31 protein-coding genes are annotated in these 24,692 nt (G+C 67.6%); 15 read left to right on the top strand and 16 right to left on the bottom strand.

Features of this window, described 5'->3' with window-relative positions:
* The first annotated feature begins 763 nt into the window (after positions 1-763).
* From infA (IRZ30_RS04180) to IRZ30_RS04190, 3 genes are all read left to right on the top strand, one after another.
* Positions 764-1,039 (top strand): translation initiation factor IF-1, encoded by a 276-nt coding sequence (infA, locus tag IRZ30_RS04180; protein WP_294083255.1) that lies wholly within the window; start codon positions 764-766, stop codon positions 1,037-1,039.
* Positions 1,040-1,229: 190 nt separating this feature from the next.
* Positions 1,230-1,970 (top strand): PspA/IM30 family protein, encoded by a 741-nt coding sequence (locus tag IRZ30_RS04185; RefSeq protein ID WP_294083257.1) that lies wholly within the window; start codon positions 1,230-1,232, stop codon positions 1,968-1,970.
* A complete protein-coding gene (locus tag IRZ30_RS04190) occupies positions 1,967-2,245 on the top strand; it encodes a hypothetical protein (protein ID WP_294083259.1) in 279 nt (92 codons plus the stop codon). The genes IRZ30_RS04185 and IRZ30_RS04190 overlap by 4 nt, the downstream gene beginning before the upstream one ends.
* 181 nt (positions 2,246-2,426) lie before the next feature.
* Here the strand turns inward: IRZ30_RS04190 and IRZ30_RS04195 are convergent, their stop codons facing one another.
* Positions 2,427-2,999 carry a hypothetical protein gene (locus tag IRZ30_RS04195; RefSeq protein ID WP_294083261.1) on the bottom strand — a complete coding sequence of 191 codons (573 nt, stop codon included), beginning with the start codon at positions 2,997-2,999 and terminating at the stop codon, positions 2,427-2,429.
* Positions 2,996-3,925, bottom strand: coding sequence for a zinc metalloprotease HtpX (gene htpX / locus IRZ30_RS04200; protein WP_294083263.1), 930 nt, complete (start codon positions 3,923-3,925; stop codon positions 2,996-2,998). The genes IRZ30_RS04195 and htpX overlap by 4 nt, the downstream gene beginning before the upstream one ends.
* A gap of 173 nt (positions 3,926-4,098) precedes the next feature.
* Here htpX and IRZ30_RS04205 point away from each other — a divergent pair, with 173 nt between their 5' ends.
* The 5 genes from IRZ30_RS04205 (at position 4,099) to IRZ30_RS04225 (ending at position 9,484) form a co-directional block, all read left to right on the top strand.
* The gene (locus IRZ30_RS04205) at positions 4,099-5,058 is read left to right on the top strand and encodes an ABC transporter ATP-binding protein (RefSeq protein ID WP_294083265.1); all 960 of its coding nucleotides are present in this window, start codon (positions 4,099-4,101) and stop codon (positions 5,056-5,058) included.
* Complete coding sequence (locus tag IRZ30_RS04210; protein ID WP_294083267.1) at positions 5,039-5,953, top strand: ABC transporter permease subunit; 915 nt, start codon at positions 5,039-5,041, stop codon at positions 5,951-5,953. The genes IRZ30_RS04205 and IRZ30_RS04210 overlap by 20 nt, the downstream gene beginning before the upstream one ends.
* Positions 5,954-5,984: 31 nt before the next feature.
* Positions 5,985-6,962: an ABC transporter ATP-binding protein gene (locus IRZ30_RS04215; RefSeq protein ID WP_294083269.1), complete on the top strand. Its 978-nt coding sequence runs from the start codon at positions 5,985-5,987 to the stop codon at positions 6,960-6,962.
* 24 nt (positions 6,963-6,986) lie between these two features.
* Positions 6,987-7,724, top strand: a complete 738-nt coding sequence (locus IRZ30_RS04220) for an ABC transporter permease (protein WP_294083271.1) — start codon at positions 6,987-6,989, stop codon at positions 7,722-7,724.
* 68 nt (positions 7,725-7,792) lie between these two features.
* Entirely contained in the window at positions 7,793-9,484 is a 1,692-nt protein-coding gene (locus IRZ30_RS04225) for an AarF/ABC1/UbiB kinase family protein (protein WP_294083273.1), read from the top strand.
* A 49-nt stretch (positions 9,485-9,533) separates the two neighbouring features.
* Here the strand turns inward: IRZ30_RS04225 and IRZ30_RS04230 are convergent, their stop codons facing one another.
* Positions 9,534-9,878, bottom strand: coding sequence for a rhodanese-like domain-containing protein (locus tag IRZ30_RS04230; protein WP_294083275.1), 345 nt, complete (start codon positions 9,876-9,878; stop codon positions 9,534-9,536).
* A gap of 475 nt (positions 9,879-10,353) precedes the next feature.
* Between IRZ30_RS04230 and IRZ30_RS04235 the strand changes: the two genes are divergently transcribed.
* Positions 10,354-11,538 carry an acyl-CoA dehydrogenase family protein gene (locus IRZ30_RS04235; RefSeq protein ID WP_294083277.1) on the top strand — a complete coding sequence of 395 codons (1,185 nt, stop codon included), beginning with the start codon at positions 10,354-10,356 and terminating at the stop codon, positions 11,536-11,538.
* A 222-nt stretch (positions 11,539-11,760) separates the two neighbouring features.
* Complete coding sequence (locus IRZ30_RS04240) at positions 11,761-12,189, top strand: DUF983 domain-containing protein (protein WP_294083279.1); 429 nt, start codon at positions 11,761-11,763, stop codon at positions 12,187-12,189.
* A gap of 10 nt (positions 12,190-12,199) precedes the next feature.
* On the opposite strand, the gene malQ is transcribed toward IRZ30_RS04240, so the two are convergent.
* Positions 12,200-13,708 carry a 4-alpha-glucanotransferase gene (malQ, locus tag IRZ30_RS04245; protein WP_294083281.1) on the bottom strand — a complete coding sequence of 503 codons (1,509 nt, stop codon included), beginning with the start codon at positions 13,706-13,708 and terminating at the stop codon, positions 12,200-12,202.
* Positions 13,709-13,809: 101 nt separating this feature from the next.
* Here malQ and nth point away from each other — a divergent pair, with 101 nt between their 5' ends.
* From nth to IRZ30_RS04270, 5 genes are all read left to right on the top strand, one after another.
* Positions 13,810-14,544, top strand: coding sequence for an endonuclease III (gene nth, locus IRZ30_RS04250; RefSeq protein WP_294083283.1), 735 nt, complete (start codon positions 13,810-13,812; stop codon positions 14,542-14,544).
* A gap of 77 nt (positions 14,545-14,621) precedes the next feature.
* Entirely contained in the window at positions 14,622-15,275 is a 654-nt protein-coding gene (locus IRZ30_RS04255; RefSeq protein WP_294083285.1) for a histidine phosphatase family protein, read from the top strand.
* A complete protein-coding gene (locus IRZ30_RS04260) occupies positions 15,257-16,063 on the top strand; it encodes an MBL fold metallo-hydrolase (protein WP_294083288.1) in 807 nt (268 codons plus the stop codon). The genes IRZ30_RS04255 and IRZ30_RS04260 overlap by 19 nt, the downstream gene beginning before the upstream one ends.
* Positions 16,056-17,000 (top strand): P1 family peptidase, encoded by a 945-nt coding sequence (locus IRZ30_RS04265; RefSeq protein WP_294083289.1) that lies wholly within the window; start codon positions 16,056-16,058, stop codon positions 16,998-17,000. The genes IRZ30_RS04260 and IRZ30_RS04265 overlap by 8 nt, the downstream gene beginning before the upstream one ends.
* Before the next feature lie 101 nt (positions 17,001-17,101).
* Positions 17,102-17,968: a sugar phosphate isomerase/epimerase gene (locus IRZ30_RS04270; protein ID WP_294083290.1), complete on the top strand. Its 867-nt coding sequence runs from the start codon at positions 17,102-17,104 to the stop codon at positions 17,966-17,968.
* A 62-nt stretch (positions 17,969-18,030) separates the two neighbouring features.
* On the opposite strand, the gene rpsI is transcribed toward IRZ30_RS04270, so the two are convergent.
* The 12 genes from rpsI to IRZ30_RS04330 form a co-directional block, all read right to left on the bottom strand.
* Complete coding sequence (rpsI, locus tag IRZ30_RS04275; protein ID WP_294083292.1) at positions 18,031-18,474, bottom strand: 30S ribosomal protein S9; 444 nt, start codon at positions 18,472-18,474, stop codon at positions 18,031-18,033.
* 16 nt (positions 18,475-18,490) lie between these two features.
* Positions 18,491-18,925, bottom strand: coding sequence for a 50S ribosomal protein L13 (rplM, locus tag IRZ30_RS04280; protein WP_294083294.1), 435 nt, complete (start codon positions 18,923-18,925; stop codon positions 18,491-18,493).
* 37 nt (positions 18,926-18,962) lie between these two features.
* Entirely contained in the window at positions 18,963-19,778 is an 816-nt protein-coding gene (gene truA / locus IRZ30_RS04285) for a tRNA pseudouridine(38-40) synthase TruA (protein ID WP_294083296.1), read from the bottom strand.
* A gap of 20 nt (positions 19,779-19,798) precedes the next feature.
* A complete protein-coding gene (gene rplQ, locus IRZ30_RS04290; protein WP_012871548.1) occupies positions 19,799-20,152 on the bottom strand; it encodes a 50S ribosomal protein L17 in 354 nt (117 codons plus the stop codon).
* Positions 20,149-21,168, bottom strand: a complete 1,020-nt coding sequence (locus IRZ30_RS04295; RefSeq protein ID WP_294083310.1) for a DNA-directed RNA polymerase subunit alpha — start codon at positions 21,166-21,168, stop codon at positions 20,149-20,151. Before IRZ30_RS04295 ends, rplQ begins: the two co-directional genes overlap by 4 nt.
* Before the next feature lie 82 nt (positions 21,169-21,250).
* Positions 21,251-21,895 (bottom strand): 30S ribosomal protein S4, encoded by a 645-nt coding sequence (gene rpsD / locus IRZ30_RS04300; protein ID WP_294083312.1) that lies wholly within the window; start codon positions 21,893-21,895, stop codon positions 21,251-21,253.
* A gap of 38 nt (positions 21,896-21,933) precedes the next feature.
* Positions 21,934-22,344, bottom strand: a complete 411-nt coding sequence (gene rpsK / locus IRZ30_RS04305) for a 30S ribosomal protein S11 (protein WP_294083314.1) — start codon at positions 22,342-22,344, stop codon at positions 21,934-21,936.
* A 58-nt stretch (positions 22,345-22,402) separates the two neighbouring features.
* Entirely contained in the window at positions 22,403-22,777 is a 375-nt protein-coding gene (gene rpsM, locus IRZ30_RS04310) for a 30S ribosomal protein S13 (RefSeq protein WP_294083316.1), read from the bottom strand.
* Positions 22,778-22,792: 15 nt separating this feature from the next.
* A complete protein-coding gene (gene rpmJ / locus IRZ30_RS04315; RefSeq protein WP_012871543.1) occupies positions 22,793-22,906 on the bottom strand; it encodes a 50S ribosomal protein L36 in 114 nt (37 codons plus the stop codon).
* A 36-nt stretch (positions 22,907-22,942) separates the two neighbouring features.
* Positions 22,943-23,164 carry a translation initiation factor IF-1 gene (gene infA / locus IRZ30_RS04320; protein WP_273030055.1) on the bottom strand — a complete coding sequence of 74 codons (222 nt, stop codon included), beginning with the start codon at positions 23,162-23,164 and terminating at the stop codon, positions 22,943-22,945.
* 65 nt (positions 23,165-23,229) lie between these two features.
* Complete coding sequence (gene map / locus IRZ30_RS04325) at positions 23,230-23,994, bottom strand: type I methionyl aminopeptidase (protein WP_294083325.1); 765 nt, start codon at positions 23,992-23,994, stop codon at positions 23,230-23,232.
* A complete protein-coding gene (locus IRZ30_RS04330) occupies positions 23,994-24,683 on the bottom strand; it encodes an adenylate kinase (RefSeq protein ID WP_294083327.1) in 690 nt (229 codons plus the stop codon). The genes map and IRZ30_RS04330 overlap by 1 nt, the downstream gene beginning before the upstream one ends.
* Positions 24,684-24,692: the final 9 nt, after the last annotated feature.

Here is a 24,692-nt window from a genome sequence, read left to right on the forward strand (position 1 = left end):
CCCCCCCCCCCCCTCGGGGCGGCGGGGGGGGGGGGGGGGGGGCGGGGGCCCCCCCCCCCCCCCCCCCCCGGCTCCGCTCAGGAGGAGAGGGACCTAGCGACGCTCCTGGCGCAGGTGCATCACGAAAACTCGTCGACCGCCCATCACAGGCGGCTCGATGGGCGCCGGCACCCCACCGCGCCGGCTCACCCGTACGAGTGACCGGCAACGTGTGCCGGTGATTCGCGGGCGACGAGCCACCCCCACAGCGTCACGCTCATGCCGTTCCAGACGTGAGCGAACCTAGGTGTCCCGCCCCCACCGGGCGCGCCGGCTCGTACGGCGCCAATCGCCCAACGCGGTAAGGTGGGCAGTCCCCCTCCACAACACACGCCGCACCTTCCCAGACTCCCGGCTAGTGACGAGCGCGTTGGTGCGCTCCCCGCCGGGATCAGCCTGCCTGCGGCTACGCGAGAGAAGATTGTGCGGCGGCCTCGCGTGACCGCATGTGGTACGATTACGTCGTGTTCTTGCCTTCTCGCCCCTCCGGCACGTGCAACACCTCGATAGGTGCCGGTGCGGGCAGCGGCCGGTCCCGGTCGTGGGCGAGGATTCCGCACCACGCGGCTGGCAGAGACTCCCATAGCAGTCCCGGTCCACGTGATGCGATACAGCCACGAGGCGTGCGCGCGCCGTAGGCCGCACCCCGCCGCTGGTGTGGGTCCAGGGGCTACGTGCCCGAGGCAGGCTGAGGTTTGACCGCGCGAGCAAAGAAGGAGGATTCATGGCACGACCAACACAACGACGAGGTGGCGCGCAGGCGCCAGCACGCGGGCCGCGCCCGAGCAACCCCGACGCCATCACCGCAGAGGGCCGGGTCGTCGAGGCGCTGCCCAACGCGATGTTCACCGTTGAGCTCGATAACGGGCATACTGTCCTCGCTCATCTGGCGGGGAAGATGCGCAAGCACTTCATCCGCGTGCTCCCAGGCGACCGCGTGGTCGTCGAGCTATCACCGTACGACCTGACCCGGGGTCGCATCACCTACCGCTACCGCTAGCGGCAGTTTCCCCAAATCCCCATCCGGCACGCAGGGCGGCATGGTCCGTCACGGTCCGCTCTGATGCCGCCCATACCGCCGCCCAATCGGACTGGCGGTTCGTTCCCATGCCGGCAGGATGCGGCTATAATGACCGCAACGACTCACCGGCGCCCGCAGTGCGATGCGCACTGAGTAGATTGGACGGACGATGGGTTTGCTATCCCGATTCACCACCCTCATCAAGGTCAAGGTGAACCGGCTGCTCGGTGCGGCCGAGGATCCGCGTGAGACGCTCGACTACTCCTACGAGCGCCAGTTGGAGATGCTCCAGCAGGTCAAGCGCGGCGTCGTCGAGGTCGCGACGTCCAAGCGGCGGCTGGAGCTCCAGAAGGCCAAGCTGCAGGAGAGCGTCAACCGGCTCAACGATCAGGCTCGGCAGGCCGTCGCGGTTGGACGAGATGACCTGGCACGCGCCGCACTCGAGCGTCGCGCCATGATCCAGCAGCAGTTGGCGGACCTGGATCAGCAGGCGGCGCAGCTCGACCAGGAGCAGGCGAAGCTGGAGCAGGCTGAGACCCGGCTCCGGATGAAGATCGAGTCCTTCCGCACGCGCAAGGAAGTGGTCAAGGCCCAGTACTCGGCAGCCGAGGCCCAGGTGCGTATCGGTGAGGCGGTGACCGGACTCTCCGAGGAGTTGGCCGACGTCGGTTTGGCTCTCGATCGCGCCCAGGAGAAGACCGAGCAGCTCCAGGCTCGCGCCGGAGCCATCGACGAGCTGATCGCTTCCGGTGCCTTGGAGGACTTCACCACCTCCGGGCGTGACGCGATCGATCGCGAACTGGCGCAGATTACCGTGCGGGAAAGCGTCGACGCTGAGCTGGCGGCGCTCAAGGCGGAGCTTGGTGCGCCCGAGCAGCCGAAGACACTCCCAGAGGGAGGTCAGCAATGATCGTGCGGATCGCGACCGAGGGCCAATACCAGATCGACAGCGCCTACCTCGACAAGTTGAATGCAATCGACAACGACCTCGTGGAGGCGATCGCCGCAGGCGACCAGGAGCGCTTCAAGGCGCTGCTCAACGAGCTGCTCGCCCTCGTGCGCGAACACGGCACGCCGGTCCCCCCGGAAGAATTGGTGGAGTCCGAGATCGTCCTGCCGCCTCCCGACACGACGTTCGAAGAGGCCAGCGAGATGTTCATCGGCGACGGGCTGGTTCCGGGATAGACGCCGACCGCACCACATGCATGACAGGAATACACAAGGGGAGCCGCGTTTGCTGGCTCCCCTCCCTTGTTCTTGGTCGGATCAGCGTCACTGTGATCCGATACGTAGATCGGGGCAGGGCGGAAGCTCACGACCCGCACTCCCCACATGATGGGCGCCGGTGTTCCGACTGTCGCTCGGCTTAGAACGGAATGTCCCAAATGGGGTACCAGCGCTCGAGCTCCGGCTCGACCGGCAGCTCCCGTTCCATCGCGCTGCCCATCCGCAGCTCGAGCGCGTTGTCGCGGGCGCGGTTTCCACGCGGGACGAAGGGGTAGAAGCGTCCCCGCTTGTAGTTGTAGATCCAGTACACGTGCTGCCCCTCGGCCGTGGTGAAGCCGAAGACGCTCGCGAGGAGCTGCTCGCCGAACCCGTTGGCGACCAGCTCTTCGCTCACGATGTGGATCGTCGCCACCAGATCCTCGAACTCGGGATCCTGCAGGATGATCCAGCGGAAGTTGTACTGGTCGGTCTTCGTCTCGAAGCGTGACCCGGTGTCGCGGGTGCTGATCTCGAGGAGCGCGTTCAAGTCGACGCTCATGCGCTCGAAGTAGTTGGACTCCACCGGCTTGAAGGTGATCCCGGCTCGGTCGATCGCCTTCAGACCGAGCTGCATCTCCAGCGTCACCAAGGCCGTCGAGATAGCGAACAGGCGCTCGTTCTTCGCCGGAAGGGGTCGCGCGCGTCCTAGCAGCGCGTCCAGGAACCGCCTCACAGCCCCTCCATCTCCCGCGACAGCCGCCGCAGCCGCTCCAGCCGGTTCTCCAGCGACGGGTGCGTCGAGAAGAGCTCAGCCAGGGACTGGCCCTTGGCCGCCGGGATGATGAACAGTGCGTTCATCCCCTGCACCTCGCGCAGGTCACGGTCGGGGATGCGTTCCATGACGCCGCTGATCTTGATGAGCGCCGACATCAACTGCGACGGTGCGCCGGTAATGATCGCCGCACCCCGATCCGCGGCGTACTCCCGGTAGCGCGAGAGGGCGCGGATCAGGAAGTAGCTGATCACCCAGACGAGGATCGACGCGAGGTAGACCAGGGCGATCGCGCCGCCACCGCCATCGCGCCGGTCGCCACGCCGGCCGCCAAACCCGCCGTACATGCCGCCCCAGAACAGCCAGCGCATCAGCAACTGCGCGACCACGGCGAAGAAGGTGGCCAGCGTCATCACCATGACGTCGCGGTTCCGGATGTGGCTCAACTCGTGCGCCAGCACTGCTTCGAGCTCGGGCGGGTCAAGCCGCTCCAGCAACCCCTGGGTCACCGCCACGACGGAGTTTTTGGGGTTGCGGCCCGTCGCGAAGGCGTTGGGCACGCGGGACGGGGAGATGGCAACACGTGGCTTGGGCAGGTCGGCGATCTGCGCGAGGCGATCGACCATCGCGTGCAGTTCCGGCGCCTCTTGCGGGGACACCTCGCGGGCGCCCATCGTCATGAGCGCAATCTTGTCCGACGCGAAGTACTGAACTCCCAGCAACGCAGCCGCGATGACGGTCATGGTGACGAAGTCGACCCCGGCATACCACAGCACCGCGATGAAGCCGAGGTAGACGGCCGCCAGCAAGAACATGACGATGAACATGCGGACGGAGAGTTCAGTGTCCCGGCCCCAGCGGGCCATTCGACCTACAGTGCTTGCCACGTTGTTCCTCGCTTTATGTTAGGCACCGAGCCACCTCACCTGAATTATACCCGTAGCGACGAGGCCGACGCGGCGAGGATGCGCGCGATCATCGCCCGGAGGCGGTATACTGGTGGTCATCCAGCGCGCTTTCGCCTCGCTGGTCCGAGAACGAAATGTCCGAAGGGTGGGCGATGGAACCGCACCGCGATGAACCCGTCATCATCTGCCGCGGGCTGCGCAAGGCGTATGGCTCCGTTGTCGCGCTGGATCACCTCGACCTCGAAGTGCCGCCGGGCGCCATTGGGCTGCTTGGCCCGAACGGCGCCGGCAAGTCCACCCTCATCAAGCTGCTTCTCGGCCTGATCCGTCCGACCGAGGGCGAGGCCAGCGTCCTGGGGTTCGACACCGCGCGCGACGGGATCCAGGTCCGCCAGCGCACCGGCTATATGCCCGAGTCGGATTGCCTGCCGGGCGATGTGACCGCCGCTGATTTCGTCGGCCATATGGCGCAGATGTCGGGGCTTCCCGCGCGGGCCGCGCGCCTCCGGGCGGCCGAGGTGCTGTACCACTGCGGCGTCGACGAGGAGCGCTACCGCCTCATCCGGGAGTTCTCGACCGGCATGAAGCAGCGGGTCAAGCTGGCACAGGCCATCGTCCACGACCCCGATCTGGTCTTCCTCGATGAGCCGACGAACGGCATGGACCCGCAGGGCCGGGAAGAGATGCTGGAGCTCATCAACCGGATCCACCGCGAGATCGGGATCACCGTGCTGCTCAGCTCCCACTTGCTCGATGATGTCGAGCGAGTCTGCGACTATGTCTTGTTGGTTGCTCAGGGTCGGCTGGTGCAACACGGCCCGGTCCGTGAGCTGATCGCGGGGGCTGGCGACATCCTGGTAGAGGTCGACGGCGACGCGGCTCGCTTCCGCGAGGCGCTCGTCGCGCGCGGCGCGACCGTAACGGCGAGCGACGGCATGCTCGCCGTGAAGCACACCGATGATCTGGTCTTCGACGTGATCCGGGATACGGCTGCCGACCTCGATGTTGCCCTCCGCGGGCTGCGGATCCAATCGCGCTCGCTTGAGGACGTCTACGTTCAGCAGGTACTGGCGGTCAACGGAGGGAGCGACGGTGTCGAGCGTGCCGGGTGAGGCCGGCGCCGCCCAGTCCGGCGCGCGCTACGGCGAGGTCTTCGATCGTGGCTACCAGCACTACGAGGGACGCCGGGAGGGTCGCGCACACGCGGTGCGCGCGCTTACCTTGTACTCGGTTCGTGGTGCTCTGGGCATCAAGAAGCGCTGGACAGCCAAGATCATCCCGATCTTCATCTACGCCGCCTCGTTCCTGCCGGTAGCGGTCATCATCGGCATTCGCGCCTTTGTGGGCCCGGTGGCGGAGGGGTTCAACTACAGCAGCCTGTACGTCGCGCTCTCGCCCCTGCTCCTGATCCTCGCTGCGGCGGCCGCGCCGGAGATGCTGTGCGACGACCGGCGGGAGAACGTCCTCCCGCTCTACTTCTCACGGGCCATCACCCGTGGCGACTACCTCCTGGCCAAGATCGCCGCGCTCGGCATCCTGCTGGGCTCGATCGCGATCCTCCCGCCCCTGCTCTTGTTCATCGGCAACACGTTGCTAGCCGAGTCTCCGCTCGGCTACCTGCGTGATCAACCCGACGAGGTGGGCCGGATCCTGGCCACGGGTACGCTGCTGTCTATCTTCTACGCCGCCATCGGGCTGGTCATCGCGTCCTTCACCGCCCGTAAAGGGGTGGCGGCAGCCATCTACATCGGGTTCATCACCATCGAGACGGCCATTGTCGAAGCGCTCGCGAACGCGATCACGGCATCGTGGCGGGATTTCCTCGACCTGATCAGCCTCGGCAACGTGCCCGACCGGATCATCAACTGGGTCTTCGGCGGCACATCGGCGGTCGGCGCTCCGCCGGTCGGGGCGCCGCTCCAGGGCTGGCTGTACCTGTTCGTCGTGGCTGGCGTGGCCGTCATCTGCGGCGTCGTCATGTACCAGCGCTACCTGGCCGAGGAATGACGCACTCGGGCGGACCGAAAGGCACGGCACGGTGGTAGAAGTCCAACAGCAAGCCGAAGAGCAGAGGCCAGCCGCTGGGTACGTGCCCCCGGACGGCCCGCGGACGATCGAGGTCACCGAGGTCTCGAAGTGGTACGGCGACGTCGTCGCCGTCTCGAACGTGTCGTTCGCGATCGGCCCGGGTGTCACCGGCCTCCTGGGACCGAACGGAGCCGGCAAGTCGACCATCTTGAAGATGCTGGCCGGGCTCCTCGCCCCGTCGATGGGAACCGTGCGTGTGCTCGGGGAGCCGGTGCGCGCCAATCCGCGTCTCTACCGGCGCATCGGCCTTGTGCCCGAGCAAGAGGTGGTCTACCCCTTCCTCACCGGCAGGGAGTTCGTCCGACTCAACGCCATCCTTCAGCGGCTGCCCGATCCGGACGCCGCAACCGCCGAGGCGATCGCGCGGGTGGAGATGACGGCTGCCGCCGATCGCCCGGTCGGCGGCTATTCGAAGGGGATGCGCCAGCGAATCAAGGTGGCCGCGGCCCTGGTTCATCAGCCGGACGTGCTGATATTGGACGAGCCGCTGACCGGCACCGATCCGCTGCAGCGCCTCCAGCTCATCAAGCTCATCCGGGCGCTCGGCGCAGAAGGCCGCACGGTGATCGTGTCGTCCCACATCCTGCACGAGGTCGAGCGCCTGGCCGACCAGATCCTGGTGCTGGTCAACGGGAAACTGGCGGCAGCGGGAGACTACCGCGCTATCCGCGACAAGATCGACGAGCACGCCCGCCGGGTTCGCGTGCGTGCCGACGACCCGCGCACCCTGGCGGCGGCGTTAATCCGCCTTCCGGCGCTTGAAAGCGTCCGTGTCGACGGCGATGCCGTCCTGATCGAGACCGGCGACGTCCGCGACCTCTACCGCGCCGTGCCGAAGGTCGCGCGAGAGCTAGGCATCCGGCTGTACGAGGTCGCGGCGCTTGACGACTCCCTGGCCAGCGTTTTCGCCTACGTGACCGCACGCTAGACCCCGAGGAGGGCGAAGAGCAGCATGTCGATCACCCACCGCGCGCCGATCCTGTGGCTGACACTGCGCCAGTTCCGCGCCGGTCGCGCGATCCTTCTGGTCGCCCTGTTCGCCGCCACACCCGTCCTCTTCGCAGCTATCTTCCGCTGGAGCAGTGCGACGGGAGACGCGACCGAGTTCCTGTCCAACTTCTTCCTGGAGATCCTGGCGCCGACGATCCTGCCGCTGGCGACCTTGATCCTGGCAACCAACGCCCTCGGGAATGAAATCGCCGACCGCACGCTTGTCTACATCGTCCTCAAACCGGTCGCGCGGGGACGCTTGATCGTCGAGAAATTCATCGCTTCGACGCTTGTGACGGTCCTTGCCTTCACCTTCGGGCTGGTAGCCACCTGGGCCGTCGCGACCGGGGGGAGCGGATCAGGGCGCCTGCTGGGCGCCTTGCTGGCCGGAACCCTGGCCGGGGTCGCCGCCTACGGTGCGCTCTTCCTGCTGATCAGCCTGCTGGTTCCGCGTGCCCTGCTTGTGGGGATCATCTACGTGCTGATCTGGGAATCGGCCCTGGCGCGGTTCATCCCGGGTATCAAGATGCTGAGCGTGCGGCACTTCGCCCAGTCGGTCTTCGTCCGGATCCTCGACAACCCGGCCATTCGCCTGGATCGCGCGTTGCAACTCTCCTCCGCCACGATCGTCCTCGTGGTGCTGGTCGTCGCCGCGCTCGCGCTCGCCACCCTCCGCTTGCGGCAGATGAACCTCCCCTGATAGGCTGCCGGCAACACGCCCGCGCTCCCTGCCGTCCCTGGTCTGTACTCTCCGGAGTGTGGTGCCCGATGCCGTCGCTCTCGCTCCGTGGCCCGGTTTTCCTTCACCGCCGGCGGTACGCGGAGATCATCACCGTCCTCTCGCGCCATGGGTTGGGCTGGCTCCTCTACCAGTTCGGCCTCAGCACGCTCGTACCACTGGAGCGATTGCCGCTCCGCCGCGGCAGGCAGGTTCCGCGCCACACGCAACCCGAGCACCTGCGCCTCGCCCTTGAAGAACTCGGCACGACCTTCATCAAGCTTGGGCAGATCCTCTCGACGCGCGAGGACTTGCTCCCGCCGGAGTATGTGGCCGAGCTGAGCAAGCTGCGCGAGCACGTGCCGCCCGTCCCCGCCGAGATCATCATCGCCACCATTGAGGAGTCGTTCGGCCGCCCGCTGTCGGACCTCTACAGCGAGTTCGACCCCAACCCGATCGCCGCCGCGTCGATCGGGCAGGTCCACGCGGCGCGCCTCCCGGGCGGGACGCCGGTGGTCGTCAAAGTCCAGAAGCCCGGTATCGCGGCGCAGGTCGAGGAAGACCTCGCGATCCTGATGCAAATGGCGCGCTTCGCCCAACGCCGCGCCCCGCTGGCCGAGGCGTACGACCTCGTGGCGCTGGTCGACGAGTTCGGCTGGACGCTCCGCAGCGAGTTGGACTACCTGCGCGAGGGCCGCAATGCCGACCAGCTTCACCAGTACTTCGCGGGATCCCAGTACGTCGTGGTCCCGAAGGTCTTCTGGGAGCACACAACGTCTCGCGTCATCACCTTGGAGCGGCTCGACGGCATCCACATCGACGACATCGCCGCGCTCGACAGCGCCGGGATCGATCGCCGGCGGCTGGCACGCAACGCGGCGAACCTCATCCTCGATCAGGTCTTCGTGCACCGCATGTTCCACGCGGACCCACACCCCGGCAACTTTGCCGTCCTGCCCGACGGTCGCATCGCCGCGTTCGACTTCGGCATGATCGGCCGCATCGACGACGAGACCCGAGATGCGCTCCTCAGCGTCGTTCTGGCCGCGGTGAACCAGGACGCCGACGGGCTGGTGGACGGGTTGGCTGCGCTGTCGGTCGTAGGCCGCGGCACGGACCGCGATGGGCTCCGCCGCGATATCCAACACCTGCTGGACCGTTACTATGGGGTGAGCCTGAGCGAGTATCGCTTCAACGAGATTTTCCAAGACCTGATGGAGATGGTGCGCCGTCGCCGCCTCCAGCTCCCGGCCGAGCTGAGCCTGCTGCTGAAGACACTCGCGATGTATGAGGCACTGGGCCGGAAGCTGGACCCGGATTTCGAGCCGTTCGCCGTCGCAGAGCCCTACGTGCGGCGGGCCGTGCTGGAGCAATACCTGCCGCAGACCTGGGTCCCGCAGTTGTTCGCCGCGGGCGACGATGCGATGCGACTGCTCACCACCCTCCCCCGCCGCGCCAACCGGCTCCTGACCCGCGCCGAGCACGGCGATCTGGAGGTGGCGATGCGGGTAATCGGGATCGAGGAGATGACGCGCCAAGCGCACCTGCTGGTCAACCGCCTGATCGGCGCCATCCTCATCGCCGCCAGCCTGGTAAGCCTGGGACTCCTGCTGACCGTCTACCACCCGCCGTGGCTGCTGACCTGGCTAGCTCCGGTAGTCGGTGTCGGCGTCCTCGTGATGCTCGTTCTCGGACTCGTCCTCGCCCTCCACGCCGGCCGGAACGGTCGCCGCTTCCGGTGAGGCGCCGGATCACCTCCGCGGCGGGTCCGCGATCAGGTGTGGGCATCCGTCACCGGCCGCGCGTCGTCGGTAGATTCGCCTTGGTCCAGGCGATGATCCCGCCGGTGATATTGGCGGTGCGCTCGTGCCCGCGCTGCCGGTAGAAGTCTGTCGCGTACGCGCTGCGATTCCCCGACCGGCACAGGAAGAGCACCTCGCGATCGGACGGGATCGTCTCCACCTGCTCATCCAGCTTGCCCAGTGGAATCACCATTGCGCCGGGCACCGCGACCTCCGCGACTTCATCCGGCTCGCGCACATCCACGATCACGGCGTCGCCGCGCGATGCCCGCTCCCACGCCTGCTGAGGATCGATCTCGGGAACAACAGGCCGTTTTCCGGTGACGATCACCATCGATGTATCCTCTCAGTGCGCTTGGTTTGACGTCTACGAAGTGTACCAGTCGATTTACACCATGCGTGACCCGACGGTGTTGAGTGATGCCGGAGGGAAGCCCATCCCTTTCTCCTCCCCTCGCCGCCGTTCTTGCGACCACGTGTGCGAGCTCAGCCAGCCACAGGGCGCAGCCGCCCTCCCCACCCGCGACCTACTCGTGACCCCGCTTGACGCGGTTCTCTCCGTTACCGCTCGGAACCACGCCGGCGCCACGCGCATTCCCGGCGCCAGTTGCGCACCACGCCGGCTCGCCGACAATACCGATGGCAACGCGGGCGCGGGCTAACCGTGCCCCAGCCTCCGACGTGGCGATGAGCAGGGGTGCTCCGGCGGGCTCATGCGCTATAATGGCGCGCCCCTCCTCTCCCCAGAGTGGCGCAGGAATCGGGCGCAAGGCGGGCGACAGCGCGACTTCCGGAGGAGCGAAACGGCCATGGAGGAATACCAGGAACTGGCGGCGCGCGTCCGCGCCTTCGGCGAGCGGGTGCTCGCCCCCACCATCGAGGATGAGTTCCGCGAGGGCCGGTTCAATGCTCGGGCAATTCCCGCCATGGCGGAAGAGGGCTTCCTCGGATGGAGCCTGCCACCCCAATACGGCGGCCTGGGGTACGACTACCGCGCCCTGGCCGTCCTCTGCGAGGAGTTGGGTCGGATCGACACCGCCCACCAGATCACCGTGACCGTCCACCTCGCCCTCGTCGGCCTGGCGATCCTGCAGTGGGGCACAGAGGAGCAACGCCGCTACTGGCTACCGCGCCTCGCGCGCGGGGAGCGCATCGCCACCTTCGCCCTGACCGAGCCGGGCGTAGGGTCGGACGTTGGCAGCCTCATCGCCAGCGCACGCCGCTGCGGCGACGGGTACGTCTTGAACGGGGAGAAGGCCTGGATCAGCCTCGTCGACGAAGCCAACCTCTTCCTGGTCTTCGCCACCGTCGACCGCTCCCGTCGCCATCGTGGCATCACGGCGTTCCTTGTCGAGCGTGGGACTCCCGGGCTCAGCACGACGTCGTACCACGGCAAGCTCGGTATCCGGGCCGGGAGCACGGGGAGCGTGGTGTTGCAGGACGTGCAGGTCGGGGAGGACGCACTGCTCGGCCTGGAGGGCGAGGGCTTCGCCGTCGCCATGTCGGCCCTGGGCAACGGTCTGTACACCGTGGGGGCCGGCGCCGTGGGGGCGGCCCAGGCCGCGCTCGACGCCACCGTCGCGTTCCTGCGCGAGATTGACCCGGACGGCACTGGCCCCGCGCGGAGTCAGTGGGTCCAGCAGCGCGTCGCCCGCATCGTCTGCGCCGTCGAGCGCGGTCGCCTCCTTATCCACCGGGCGGGCGCGCTGAAGAACAAGGGGGTGCCGAACGCGCGGGAAACGGGCCTGGCCAAGTGGCAAGCGACCGAAGCCGCCTATCAAGCCTGCCGCGACGCGCTCGAGATCCGCGAGACGCTTGGTCCGCCGCCCTACGAGCCGTTCGAGCGCCTCTTGTGGAACGTCAAGGGGAGCGTGATCTTCGGCGGGACGAGCCAGATCCACACCGGCATGCAAGCCGGTTATGCACTCGGCTACCGGCAGGAGCGACTGCCGCGCTGCCCCGCCCCCACGGCCGCGGACCTCGCTGCCCGGTGACGCCGGCGATCGCCGCCGATAACGGGGCATCCGGTCGATAACGCCGGGAGCTCTGTATGTCCCAATCGTCGGCGTCGGCACCGCCTCCAGTGGTGAGACACGCCCCTTCGAGGACCGCGATCGGCGTCGTGCCGGCCGCAGGCGGAGCCGAATGCACGCCCGAGGATGGTACACTTGGAGATCGTAGAGGACGCACTGGTCCTCTTCGAGGAGGATGGGTGAATGCCTGATCGTGCGACGGCCCTGCGCGTACTCCTGCGCGGCTGCCTCCGCCGCTGCCCGAATTGCGGTGATCCGGGCCCCTACCGCTGGTGGTGGAAGATGCGGTTGCGCTGCCGCAAGTGCGGGATTCATTTCGAGCGCGAAGAGGGGTATTGGACCGGCGCGATGGCGATCAACCTGATCTTCACGGAGCTGGTCTTCGCGGTGATCATGATCGCCGCCGTCATCGAGACCTGGCCGGACGTGCCGATGCTCCCGTTGCTCCTGGTCGGCCTGGCCGTCAACGCCGTCGTTGCCGTGACGTTCTACCCGATCGCCCGCACTATCTGGATCGCGATCGATCTGCTCCTCCACCCGCTCGAGGCCGACGAGGTCCGCGAGACCACAGAACTCCGCCGCCTTCGCGACCAGACGACCGCCCACGTGTAGCGCGGGGGCGCTATGGTCCCGCCCCTGCCGCACGACCGTACGTGTCCGTGAGGGAGGCAAGGCGGTGCGCGCGTTCTGGAGTGAGCGCATCCTCACGGACGCGCCACGCCCAGTTACCGCTCGCCGTGCCGGGAACGTTCATCCGCGCCTCACTGCCCAACTCCAGTACATCCTGCAGCGGGACCACCGCTGCGTTCGCCACCGACATGAACGCGAGCCGGATCAGATCCCACACGATGTCATGGCCGTCCGTCCCCAGGTAGCGGAGGGCGTGCTCCCGCTCGTGCGGCGGGCACGTCCGGAACCAACCGAGCGTCGTGTCGTTGTCGTGCGTGCCGGTGTAGACGACCGTGTTCGGCTCGTAGTTGTGCGGGAGGTAGGGGTTGTCGCTTCCACTGCCGAACGCGAACTGCAACACGCGCATCCCCGGGTAACCGAGCTGCTCTCGCAGCTCATGGACGTCCGGCGTGATGACCCCGAGGTCTTCCACGATGATCGGGACTGGACCTAATTCACGCTGCAGTCGCTGGAAGAAGTCCAAACCCGGTCCGGGTACCCACGCGCCGTTGATCGCCGTCTCTTCTCCCGCCGGGATCTGCCACCCGGCAGCGAACCCCCGGAAGTGGTCCACCCGCACGAGGTCGACGAGCTCGCGTACCCGGCGGAACCGGTCGATCCACCAGCGGTAGCCGGTTGCGGCCAGCGCATCCCAGCGATAGCACGGGTTACCCCAGAGCTGACCGGTCGCGGAGAAATAGTCGGGCGGGACCCCGGCGCGCATCGTCGGTTGGCCCGCCTCGTCCAAGGTGAAGAGATCCTGGTGCGCCCAGACATCGGCGCTGTCGTGCGACACGTAGATGGGGATGTCTCCGACGATTCGGATGCCCCGCTCGTTGGCGCGCTGCTTCAGGGTGTGCCACTGGCGATCGAAAACAAATTGGAGGAAGGCCTGAAAGCGGACGTCGCGATCCAGTCGCTCCCGCCACTGAGCGAGCGCCTCCGGCTCGCGGCGGACCAGAGCCGGCTCCCAGCGGTACCAGGGCAGGCCGTCGTGGGCGGTACGCAGCGCGGCGTAGAGGGCATAGTCGGCCAGCCAGTCCCCCTCGCGGTGCCAGAAGTCTTCATAGGCGGCGTGCAACTCCCCGGCGCCGGCCGCCTCGAAGCGCTCGAATGCGCGCGCGAGGGCTGGCATCTTGACGCTGGCCGCCCCGGCGAAGTCGGCGCGCTCTGGATCCGAAGGCAGCGGGGGCGGCACCTCGTCAGCGGTCAGCAGACCCCACTCGACCAGCGGCGACAGCGCGATCAGTAGTGGGTTGCCCGCGAACGACGACCGCGCGTCGTACGGGGAGTCTCCAGCGCCAGGAGGCCCAAGCGGCAGGATCTGCCACAGGCCCTGCTGCGCTTCGCCCAGCCAGTCGATGAACCGCGCTGCGACGTCACCGAGGTCGCCGACCCCGTGCGGTCCTGGGAGCGATGTCGGATGGAGAAGGATCCCTGACGTCCGGCCAGTCACTACCACGTTGGTCCCGCCTTCTCGCTGCGCGGCCCCACCGCCGACCCCCACGCCGGAATGATGCCATGGCGTGCCGTTGTGGAGCGGCGTCGACTACAATGGGGATCATGGAGTACCGAGCGACCGCGCAGTCAGCCGTCGACGGCAGTGAGCGTCGCAGGCGAGCCGCCGAGATCACGCGCCGTCTGCGCGTGACCCACGCCGTAGGCCCCTGGCAGCCATCGGGCACGCCCCTCGAGGAGCTGGTGCAGACGATCTTGTCGCAGCACACCTCGGACGTCAACTCGGCTCGCGCCTACGCTGAGCTCCGGCAACGCTTCCCGACGTGGGAAGAGGTCGTGGCTGCGCCGGTGGACGAGGTGGCCGACGCGATCCGCAGCGGCGGGCTGGCACGACAAAAAGCGCCGCGCATTCAGGCTGCTCTTGAGGCTGCCCTGAACTCGGGCGAGAATCCGCCGCTGGCATCCCTCTTCACCTTGCCGCTTCCCGAAGCGAAGCGCCGCCTCACGAGCCTGCCGGGGATCGGCCCGAAGACTGCGGCCTGCGTCCTCCTTTTCGCCTGCGGGCGCCCCGCCTTACCGGTCGACACGCACGTCTATCGGGTCTCCCGGCGGGTCGGGTTGATCGATCCCGGCGTCAGCGAAGCCGCCGCGCACGACCGGTTGGAACCCCTCCTGAGCCCGGAGGACGTCTACCCGTTCCACGTCGGCCTGATCCGGCACGGACGCCGGGTCTGCAAGGCCACCCGCCCGCGATGCGACGAGTGCTGCATCCGCGACCTCTGCGACTACTGTCAGGCAGGGTGCCACGATACGCGTCAGGACGCCGCGGCGGGAACGTGACGCGGCACATCGGTGTTATGATGAGTAGCACAGGCGGACCGTTACCCCGCGTTGTGGCCACTCAGAGGGGGACACCGATGGGCACTGAGATTATCTTCGTGCGACATGGAGAGACCGCCGGAAACCTGGACGGGCGCCTGCACGGCCGCACCGACCTGCCACTGACCGAACGAGGGCGGCTGCAGGCCCAGCGGGTCGCCGAGCGGCTCGCCGATCTCGCGGACATCCGCGCGATCTACAGCAGCCCACTCCAGCGAGCGCGTGCCACAGCGGAGACGATCGGGCGACGGCTCGCCCTGACACCCACACTGCTCGACGACCTCATGGAGTTGAATTTCGGTGATATGGAGGGACACACCCTCCAGGAACTCCGGCAGCAGCACCCGGACCTCTACGCCCGGCTGATGGACAGCCGGGATCTCGATGCAGGATTCCCCAACGGCGAAACACGGCGGGAGTTCCACGCCCGCGTTGGGCGCGCCCTCGACGCCTTCCGTGAGATGTACGCCGGGTCGCGGTTGGTGATCGTGAGCCATCTCATGGTCATTGGTTCCGGGTTGGCGCAACTCCTGACCGGCGATCCCAACAAGTGGGACAAGTTCATGGTCGCCAACTGCAGCGTCACGCACGTTGAGATCGCGCCATCTGGGGCCGTGACACTCCACTGCTGGAACGACATCTCGCATCTCGGCAAGGCAACGGAGGGAACCGGATGGACCTTACCGTCCTAGGCGGCGCGGCCGCCTGCCCTAACCCGGCACAGGGGTGCGCCGGCTACCTCGTCACGCACGAGGGCATGCGCGTAGTCCTCGACTGCGGGCCCGGTACCCTCCCCGTCCTGCGCGATCTCGCCGACGTGCGCACGCTGGACGCGATCATCATCTCCCACCTCCACGCCGACCACACCCTCGATCTCGTGCCGTTGCGCTACGGGTTGAAGTACGGGCCGGGTTCGAACGATCGTCGCTTGCCCGTTTATCTCCCGCCGGGCGGGTTGGCCTTCCTCGATCGCATCGCGGCAGCGCTGGCGACCGACGGTGAGCCCTCCGGCGACTTCTTCGAGTCGGTGTACGCGCTCGCCGAGTACGATGCTGCGAGCGAGCTCACCATCGGCTCATTGACGATCCGATTTCACCCCACGCGGCACTCGATCCCGTGCTGGGCGATGCGCATCGAGGACGGCCAGCACGTGCTCGCCTACCTCGCTGACACGGCCCACTCCCCAGACCTCGCGCACTTCGCCCACGGGGCCGACCTTCTGGTCTGCGAGGCAACCCTGGACGACCCGGAGATCGGCGGTACAGTGGGGCATCTTACCGCGCGGCAGGCCGGCGAGATGGCAGCGGCAGCCGAGGCCCGGACCCTGCTCCTCACCCACTACTGGGCAGAGTTGGGGCGCGAGCGGCTGCGCGCTGAGGCGATGGAGGCGTTCGGCGGCCCGGTCGAGGTCGCCACGCCCTATGCAACGTTCACGGTCGGTCCGCGCAACGCCGGTGACGGGAGCAGCGCCCGTGAGTGACCACGGATGGGAGCCATTCGCAATCGCCGGGTTCCGCGTGGGGCACTGGACGCATCCCAGCGGCGCGACCGGCTGCACGGTGATCGTCGCCGACGCGCCTGCGCTGGCGGTCGCCGACGTACGCGGCGGTGCACCGGGAACTCGTGAGGTCGCGTTGCTCGAGCAGGGGCGATTGGTCCAGCGCGTCGACGCTGTCCTCCTCACCGGTGGAAGCGCTTTCGGTCTCGCTGCCGCCGACGGGGTCGTGAAGTGGCTGCGTGAGCGAGGCCGCGGCTTCCCAACCGCCAGCATCCCGGTGCCCATCGTCGCGGGTGCCGTGATCTTCGATCTCCATGGCCCGACGCCGCCGCTTCCGACGGCAGACTCCGGCTACGAGGCAGCCGCCAATGCGGTGCCCGACGGGTGGATCTCGGGTCGCGTCGGTGCCGGGAGCGGGGCGACCGCCGGCAAGGCTGCGGGACGCGATCGCGCGACATCCACCGGGATCGGCTCTGCGTGTGTTCACACAGAGCTCGGCACACTCGGCGCGCTCTTCGTGGTCAATCCCTTCGGTGATGTGGTCGATCCCGACACCGGAAGGATCCTCGCCGGAACGCGCGGCGACGAGCCTGGTACCTGGGCCGATACCGAGCAGGTCATCCTGCGTGGCCGATCGCCCAACCAGGGCTCGGGATTGAATACGGTCATCGGGGTGGTCGCCGTCGACGGGGAGATGGACCGCGACGCACTGGTGCGGGTGGCGGTCGCCGCGCACGACGGAATCGCCCGCGCGGTTCGTCCGGCCCATACCCTTTTCGATGGAGATGTCGTCTTCGTCCTGGGACGCCGGGAGGGCTCGCCGCCCGACCACGCCGTGCTGACGTGGTGTACGGCGGCGCAGCGTGCCGTGGCCGAGGCTATTGTCCGGAGTGTCCGCCGACCTGACGGCAAGGGATGATTCGATACGAGGGACGTGTTACACTGGGAGCGGATATCCCGAGCGGGCCCTCATAGCCGACCCTCAGTGGAGCGGTCATCGTCGGACCGAGGTCGTTCTGTATGGAGATCCTCGTCTCTACAGGGTCGCTCACCGGCATCCCGCTGCGGTGTGCCTTCGACTTGGCTCGCCGGGCCGGCGCCGATGGCGTGGAACTGATGCTCACCAGTCGCCTAGTCCGTGATGGACCGGAGCGGATTCAGGCGTTGGAGCACCAGACCGGCGTTCCGGTCCGCGCGGTACACACCGTTATGCGCCTGCGTGATCCCTCCCTTGAACGGGCGGCCGAAGACATCCTCATCTCGGCACACTTCGCACATCGCCTGGCCAACTGCGATGCGCTCGTGGTCCACCTCCCCAGCGCCCCGACGTTGCATGCGCCCGGCACGCGCATCTGGTTCGACGCGATCGATACGGCGCTCACCGTGACGGAGCAAGGGCGCGCACGCATTGCTATCGAGAATACCGGGCGGCTGCGACGCTCCGATCCAGAGCCATTCCTCGATCATCCAGACCGGCTGCTTCGGTTCGCCCAGGAGTGGGGCGTCGCGATCACCTACGACACCGCCCACGCCGCCAGCCAGGGATGGGACGTGCTCGAGGTCGCTGCGCCGCTTGCTCCCCATCTCGCCAACGTCCACCTGAGCGACTATGGGAGACGGACGTTCCCCGTGGGCCTCGCGAACGCCCTCCTGCGCGACCATCAGCTCCCCGGCACCGGTGTTCTCCCCCTCGGCGACGTGCTGGACAGATTGGTTCGTGCAGGATACGACGGCCTCGTCACGCTGGAATTGAGCCCCGTCGCCCTCCGGGTACCCTGGTTCCCGTCCACCGAGCGGCGGCTGGCCGCGGCCATCGGTTATTGCCGCGCGGCTATCTTCGCGGCGCTCCGGACCGGTCAGACCACGCACCATCCGCGTCGCCCATAACCAAACGAGGCGCCGGCATGGCCGACGCCTCGGAGTGCGCGTGTGTGCGTGTAAAACGCCCGCTAGCGCTTGGTGTACTGCGGCGCCTTGCGGGCCCGCTTGAGCCCGACCTTCTTCCGCTCCTTCACCCGCGCGTCGCGGGTCAGGAGCCCAGCCCGGCGCAGCACCGGCCGCAGCTCGGGATCGTGCCGCAGCAGCGCCCGCGCGATGCCGTGCCGCACCGCGCCCGCCTGGCCGCTCAACCCGCCGCCTCGAACGCGAACGCGGACGTCGAAGCGGTCAAACGTGTTGGTCAGCCGCAGCGGCTCGGAAATGATGAGCTGATAGATGTCACGGCCGCCGAAGTACTCGCGCGGCTCCTTCTTGTTGACCGTGATGCGGCCGTTGCCGGGGTACAGCCGGACCTGGGCAACGGCGGTCTTCCGCCGGCCAACCCCGTAAAAGTAGCGCGGCCGATCACCGGTCGCCTGATTCTCCGCTGGTGCCGTGCTCGCGGTTGCTTCCACCTGGTTCGCCCCTCCTCTAGCCCTCGATTCGGAGTTCCGTCGGGCGCTGCGCCTGGTGCGGATGCTCGGGCCCGGCGTACACCTTCAGCTTCTTGAACATCTTCTCGCCGAGCGCGTTCTTGGGCAGCATGTTGCGCACCGCCCGCTCCACCGGCCGCGTGGGATGCTTGGCGATCAGGTCTGCGAACCGGGTCTGCTTGAAGCCGCCCGGGTAACCGGAGTGCCGGTAGTAGATCTTGTCGCGCTCCTTGTTCCCGGTCACCTTCACCTTCGCCGCGTTGATGACGATGACGAAGTCACCGGTGTCCATGTGCGTGGCGAAGGTCGGCTTGTGCTTGCCGCGGAGGATCGTCGCCACCTGGGAAGCGAGCCGCCCCAGCGTCTTGCCCTCCGCGTCGACGATGTACCATTGGCGCTCGATCTCGGAGGCCTTTGGCGAATACGTCTTCATCACCCTCAACTCCCGTGTTGCCTGCGGCGTCATCCGATTACTCGGCGCCATCCGGGTCGTCGTCGTAGGCGACCCGCCAGAGAACGAGACCCTGCGCCGGGGCCGGCGCCTCGCCGCGACGGCGGTCCCGGCCGGCTAGCAACTCTCGTGTCCACTCGATCGGCCGGTCACCCCGGCCGACCGCCACCAGGCTCCCGACAATGTTCCGCACCATGTGCGGCAGAAAGCCGTCGGCCCGAATTCCGAACTCAAGCAGTCGCCCGCTGCGGTCGTCACGCTCGAACGGCTGGTCCACAACTCGCCAGCCAGCCAAGGATACCGTACGCGTCGTGTCGACGCCCGATCCCGGTACCCCGACCCCGGCACCCGCGACCGCCGCGAAATCGTGCCGCCCGACGAACGCCGCGGCCGCGGCGTTCATCGCGGCGAGGTCCAACGGCGTCCGGACGACCCAGACGCGGTCCCGCATCAGCGTCGGTACCGGTCCCTCCCAGACGAAGTACCGGTACTCCCGCCAGCGAGCGGCGAACCGGGCGTGAAAGCGCTCGTCGACCTCTTTGGCCCCATACACCACGACATCGTCGGGAGTCAGGGCCATCAACGCCCGCGCCAACTCGTCGGCCGAGCGCGCCCACCGGATGCGGAGGCTGGCGACCTGCCCGACCGCGTGGACTCCGCGATCGGTGCGCCCCGCCAGCGCGACCCGGATCGGCTCCCCGGCCAGGCGCTCGGCAGCCGCTTCGAGCACCCCCTGCACCGTCCGGACGCCCGGCTGACGCTGCGACCCGAAGAATGCGCCGCCGTCGTAGCCGAGATCCACCCGGAAGGTGCGAACGGCGATCGGCTGCCCCATCGCCGCCCCGCGCCCGGGCCTTAGGCGACGAACTCGATCACCGCCATCGGCGCGCCATCGCCGCGCCGTGGCCCGAGCTTATAGATGCGCGTGTAGCCGCCCGCCTGCCCCTCGAAGCGCGGTCCAAGCACCTCGAACAGCTTGGCCACAGCGCGCTCGTCACCCAGGCGCGCCATCAGCAGCCGCCGCCGGTGCTCCGTATCCTCGCGCGCCATGGTGACGTACTTCTCGACGATCGGGCGGACCGTCTTGGCCTTCGCCTCGGTCGTCGTCATGCGCTCATGCAGGATGAGTGAGATCGCCAGGTTGCGGAAGAGCGCCTTCCGCTCCTTGGTCGAACGACCGAACTTCCGTCCGGCGACCCGATGCCTCATTCGTTGGTCTCCTCCACCTGACTGGAGAGCGCAGCCTCGGCGTCCTCAGCCGCCTCTCCCTCGGACGCGGCCTCCTTCTCCTTCGCCGCATCCATCGCGAGCGTGTAGCCGTGCTCAGCCAGCCGCTCCCGGAGCTCCTGCAGCGAGCGAGGACCAAAGTTGCGGATCGACAGCAACTGCTCCTGCGGAAGCGAAAGCACCTGTCCGACGCGCTCGATCTGCCGGCTCCGCAGCGCGTTGAGCACGCGCGGCGACAGCCCGAGCTCCGCCAGCGGCCGGTTGTCGACGATACTCGGCGTCGTGTCCTCTTCCTCTTCCGGCTCGCTCGGCTCGCGGTTGAAGTCCGCGATCAGGCGGGCATGATCGACCAGGATCTGGGCCGCCTCGCTCAGCGCGTCAGCCGGTTCGATCGTCCCATCGGTGATGATCTCAATGATGAGCCGGTCGTAGTCGGTCATCTGGCCGACGCGGGTGTGCTCGACCACGTAGTTGACCTTCTCGATCGGCGTGAAGATCGCGTCGACCGGGATCTCACCGATCGTGTAGATCTCCTGCATCTCGGCCGGCTGGTAACCGCGGCCACGCGCGATGACCAGATCCATCTCCAGCCGCGCGTCGTCGTTGTCCAGCGTCGCGATGATGTGCTCGGGGTTGACCACCTCGACGTCGCCGGGCCAGTCGATATCGCCGGCGCGGACGACTCCCTCACCCTGGGCATACAGGCTGGCACGGCCCTCGCGGAACGACTCGGTCAGCGCCTTCAGTCGCACCCGCTTGAGATTGAGCACGATCTCCGTCACATCCTCGCGCACGCCTTCGATCGTCGAGAACTCGTGCCAGACATCGGCGATACGCACCCGCACGATGGCCGTGCCCGGGAGTGACCGGAGCAGGATGCGCCGGAGGGCGTTCCCGATGGTGATGCCATAGCCGGGCTCCAACGGCTCGATCTCGAAGCGGCCGTAGTTGACCCCGGCGTGGGTCTGTTGAACTCTCGGTCGGGCTATCTCCAACAAGCGAATCAGCCTCCTCTGGGCATCCCCAGTGCGGGCGGGGCCGTCGGGCCAGGCAGCGGCCCCGCTGCGCCAGGTTCAATGGTTATCGGCTGTAGAACTCGACGACCAACTGCTCGTTGAACGGCGGTCGTTCGATCTGGTCCGGCGTCGGTGCGTTGATGATCCGGCCGCTCAACGACGCCATGTCGCGCGAGATCCACTCGGGCACCTGCTTCGAGCCCGCCGTCTCGGCCACAATCTTGAAGTACTCGCGCTCGCGGCTCTGCGGCCGCACCGCGACCACATCGCCCGGCTTGACGATGAACGACGGGATGTTCGTCTTCCGCCCGTTGACCGTAAAGTGGCCGTGGCGGACCAACTGCCGCGCCTGGGCGCGCGAGTCGGCGAATCCGAGCCGGTAGACGACGTTGTCCAGGCGCATCTCCAGGATCTGGAGCAGGTTCTCGCCCGTGACACCACCGCGGCGCTCGGCTTCCTCGAAGTGACGCCGGAACTGCCGCTCCATGATGCCGTACATGCGGCGGATCTTCTGCTTCTCGCGGAGCTGCAGACCGTACTCCGACGGGCGCCGCGTGCGCTTCTGACCGTGCTGCCCCGGCGGGAAGTTCTTGGCCGGCTGCCGCTGAACGATCGGGCACTTCGGGCCGAGACAGCGCTCGCCCTTCAGAAAGAGCTTCATGCCCTCGCGGCGGCAGATCCGGCACACGGGACCGGTGTACCTTGCCATTCGTCCTCCTCAGCCCAGTAAGCCGTACTGGACTCGGCCTAGACGCGCCGCCGCTTCGGCGGGCGGCAACCGTTGTGCGGAACCGGCGTAATGTCAGAGATCGACAGCACCTGCATGCCGGCGGCTTGCAGCGACCGGATGGCCATCTCCCGGCCGGCGCCGGGCCCCTTGATGAACACGTCGACCTGCCGCATGCCGTGGTCCATCGCCTTCCGCGCCGCGTTTTCGGCGGCCACCTGGGCGGCGTAGGGCGTGCTCTTCCGCGATCCCTTGAAGCCGGAGGAACCCGCGCTCGCCCATCCGACCACGTTGCCGGCCTGGTCGGTCAGGGTGACGATCGTGTTGTTGAAGGTGGACTGAATATACGCCCGCCCCCGGGGGATATTCTTCTTATCCCTCCGGCGCGGACGCGCCGACCGCCCTCGACCCGTTCGCCGTCGATCCGCCATTGAGTTGCTGTCCTCCCTCTGCTGGTTCCCTGTTGCCTAGCGGCTATGCGCGCGCAGCCTAACGCCCGCGCTTGCGAACACCGATGGCCCGCTTCGGACCCTTGCGGGTGCGCGCGTTGGTCCGGGTGCGCTGCCCGCGCACCGGGAGCCCGCGGCGATGCCGCAGCCCGCGGTAGCAGCCGATGTCCATCAGCCGCTTGATGTTCATGTTGATCTCGCGCCGCAGGTCCCCCTCGACCACCATCTCCTTCTCGATGATGTCGCGGAGCCGGCCGACCTCGTCGTCCGTCAGATCCCGCACGCGGGTATCCGGCGACACACCCGTGCGCTCCAGCAGCTTCTTGCTGGTCGACAGCCCGATGCCGTAGATATAGGTCAGGGCGATCTCGACCCGCTTTTCCCGGGGGAGGTCTACACCCGCGATTCGAGCCATCAGCGTCCGTCCTCCCTACCCCTGCCGCTGCTTGTGCTTCGGGTTCGTGCAGATGACCCGCACCACCCCGCGGCGCCTGATGATCCGACAGTTGTCACACCGGCGCTTCACCGATGCCGTTACCTTCATGTCTCTCCACCTCTCACACGCTGGGCGCCACGCCCATTACGTGCGCAGTCGATACGTGATGCGGCCCCGCGTCAGATCGTACGGCGACAACTCGACGCGGACGCGGTCCCCAGGTAGGATGCGGATGAAGTTCAACCGCAGCTTGCCCGAGATGTGGGCTAATACCTCGTGCCCGCTGTCCAACTCCACACGAAACATGGCGTTCGGCAGGGGCTCTGTGACGCGACCTTCGACCTCGATGACATCCTTCTTTGCCACCGAACCACACCTCAACCCGCGCACGCGAAAACCGGCGGACCGCGTGTGTGCGCCACAAAGCGGGATTATACCACACTTTCCGCCGGTGCGGTCAACAGCACCGGCTCATCCTCCGTCACGAGCACCGTGTGCTCGTAGTGAGCGGCTAGCGCCCCGTCCGCCGTCACCACCGTCCAGCCGTCCGGCAGCACCCGGGTCCGAGCCGACCCCGGGGTGAGCATCGGCTCGATCGCGAGCGTCATCCCTGGCCTCAGCCGCAACCCGGTCCCCGGCCGCCCGTAGTTGAACACGGTCGGTTCCTCGTGCATGGCGCGCCCGACTCCGTGCCCGGTGTACTCGCGGACAACTGCGAACCCGTGCGCCGCGGCGTATGAATCGATCGCCGCACCGATATCGCCCAACCGCTTCCCGGCGACCGCGGCGGCCGCACCGGCACGGAAAGCGCCTTCGGTCGCCGCGATCAGCCGCCGGGCCTCGTCACTGACCTGACCGACCGGCAACGTGATCGCAGCGTCGCCGTGGTAGCCATCGATGATCACCCCGACGTCGATCGAGATGATGTCTCCCTCGACCAGAACCCGGTCTCCTGGAATGCCGTGGACGATCTCCTCGTTGACCGAGGCGCAGATGCTGGCCGGGTAGCCGTGGTAACCAAGGAAGGACGGTTTCCCACCGCGCGCGGTGATGAGCTCATAGGCCAGCCGGTCGAGTTCCCGCGTGGTGATCCCGGGCGCTACCCGCTCGCGCATCAGGTCGAGCACCTCGGCCACGACGAGTCCCGCTGCGCGCATCAAACCGATCTCGCGGGCCGACTTCAGCGCGATTGCCATCAGCTCGCCTCGACCCGCGACCGCAGCGCGGCCAGAATGGCCTCAGTGACCGCCTCGATCGGCTGGTTGCCGTCGATATTGACCAGCAGGCCGGCCTTCGCGTAGTGCTGCAGCACCGGCTCCGTCTGCTCGTAGTAGATCGACAGGCGACGCTCAACCGCCTCCGGCGTGTCGTCGCTCCGCTGGTACAACTCGCCGCCGCAGACATCGCAAACGCCCGGCTGCTTCGGCGGGTTGAACACCTTATGGTAGGTCGCCCCGCAGTTACGGCAGACCAGGCGCCCGCTCAGCCGCTCGATCAGCACCTCACGCGGCACCGCGATGTGGATCACCGCCGCGATCGAGTCGCCCCGGGCCGCCAGCGCCGCGTCCAGCGCCTCGGCCTGGGCCTGGTTGCGCGGGAAGCCGTCGATCAGCGCGCCGTGCGCCTCCGGTCGCTCGGTTGCCAGTTCGTCAAGCCGTTCGGTCAGCATCCGCAGGGTGAGGTCATCGGGAACGAGAGCGCCGCGGTCGTAGTAGCTGCGAATCTCCCGCGCCAGCTCCGTATCGCTGGCCATGACCTGCCGAAACAGGTCGCCGGTGGCGACGTGGACCAGTCCGAGCCGCGGCGCGACGATGGCCGCTTGTGTCCCTTTACCCGCACCCTGCGGGCCCATGATGACGACGTGTCGTGCGCCGTCTTTACCCATGACGCGCCC

It is taken from the genome of Sphaerobacter sp., assembly GCF_019683595.1.
Classification (GTDB): domain Bacteria; phylum Chloroflexota; class Chloroflexia; order Thermomicrobiales; family Thermomicrobiaceae; genus Sphaerobacter.

Coding starts and splice junctions, on each gene's coding strand:
- IRZ30_RS04225 (WP_294083273.1), top strand. CDS start 7,793: ATGCCGTCGCTCTCGCTCCGTGGCCCGGTTTTCCTTCACCGCCGGCGG.
- rplQ (WP_012871548.1), bottom strand. CDS start 20,152: ATGAGGCATCGGGTCGCCGGACGGAAGTTCGGTCGTTCGACCAAGGAG.
- truA (WP_294083296.1), bottom strand. CDS start 19,778: ATGGGGCAGCCGATCGCCGTTCGCACCTTCCGGGTGGATCTCGGCTAC.
- rplM (WP_294083294.1), bottom strand. CDS start 18,925: ATGAAGACGTATTCGCCAAAGGCCTCCGAGATCGAGCGCCAATGGTAC.
- rpsD (WP_294083312.1), bottom strand. CDS start 21,895: ATGGCAAGGTACACCGGTCCCGTGTGCCGGATCTGCCGCCGCGAGGGC.
- IRZ30_RS04205 (WP_294083265.1), top strand. CDS start 4,099: ATGGAACCGCACCGCGATGAACCCGTCATCATCTGCCGCGGGCTGCGC.
- rpmJ (WP_012871543.1), bottom strand. CDS start 22,906: ATGAAGGTAACGGCATCGGTGAAGCGCCGGTGTGACAACTGTCGGATC.
- infA (WP_294083255.1), top strand. CDS start 764: ATGGCACGACCAACACAACGACGAGGTGGCGCGCAGGCGCCAGCACGC.
- IRZ30_RS04185 (WP_294083257.1), top strand. CDS start 1,230: ATGGGTTTGCTATCCCGATTCACCACCCTCATCAAGGTCAAGGTGAAC.
- IRZ30_RS04255 (WP_294083285.1), top strand. CDS start 14,622: ATGGGCACTGAGATTATCTTCGTGCGACATGGAGAGACCGCCGGAAAC.
- IRZ30_RS04240 (WP_294083279.1), top strand. CDS start 11,761: ATGCCTGATCGTGCGACGGCCCTGCGCGTACTCCTGCGCGGCTGCCTC.
- IRZ30_RS04220 (WP_294083271.1), top strand. CDS start 6,987: ATGTCGATCACCCACCGCGCGCCGATCCTGTGGCTGACACTGCGCCAG.
- rpsM (WP_294083316.1), bottom strand. CDS start 22,777: ATGGCTCGAATCGCGGGTGTAGACCTCCCCCGGGAAAAGCGGGTCGAG.
- IRZ30_RS04270 (WP_294083290.1), top strand. CDS start 17,102: ATGGAGATCCTCGTCTCTACAGGGTCGCTCACCGGCATCCCGCTGCGG.
- IRZ30_RS04330 (WP_294083327.1), bottom strand. CDS start 24,683: ATGGGTAAAGACGGCGCACGACACGTCGTCATCATGGGCCCGCAGGGT.
- IRZ30_RS04235 (WP_294083277.1), top strand. CDS start 10,354: ATGGAGGAATACCAGGAACTGGCGGCGCGCGTCCGCGCCTTCGGCGAG.
- rpsK (WP_294083314.1), bottom strand. CDS start 22,344: ATGGCGGATCGACGGCGAACGGGTCGAGGGCGGTCGGCGCGTCCGCGC.
- IRZ30_RS04260 (WP_294083288.1), top strand. CDS start 15,257: ATGGACCTTACCGTCCTAGGCGGCGCGGCCGCCTGCCCTAACCCGGCA.
- map (WP_294083325.1), bottom strand. CDS start 23,994: ATGGCAATCGCGCTGAAGTCGGCCCGCGAGATCGGTTTGATGCGCGCA.
- IRZ30_RS04230 (WP_294083275.1), bottom strand. CDS start 9,878: ATGGTGATCGTCACCGGAAAACGGCCTGTTGTTCCCGAGATCGATCCT.
- IRZ30_RS04190 (WP_294083259.1), top strand. CDS start 1,967: ATGATCGTGCGGATCGCGACCGAGGGCCAATACCAGATCGACAGCGCC.
- nth (WP_294083283.1), top strand. CDS start 13,810: ATGGAGTACCGAGCGACCGCGCAGTCAGCCGTCGACGGCAGTGAGCGT.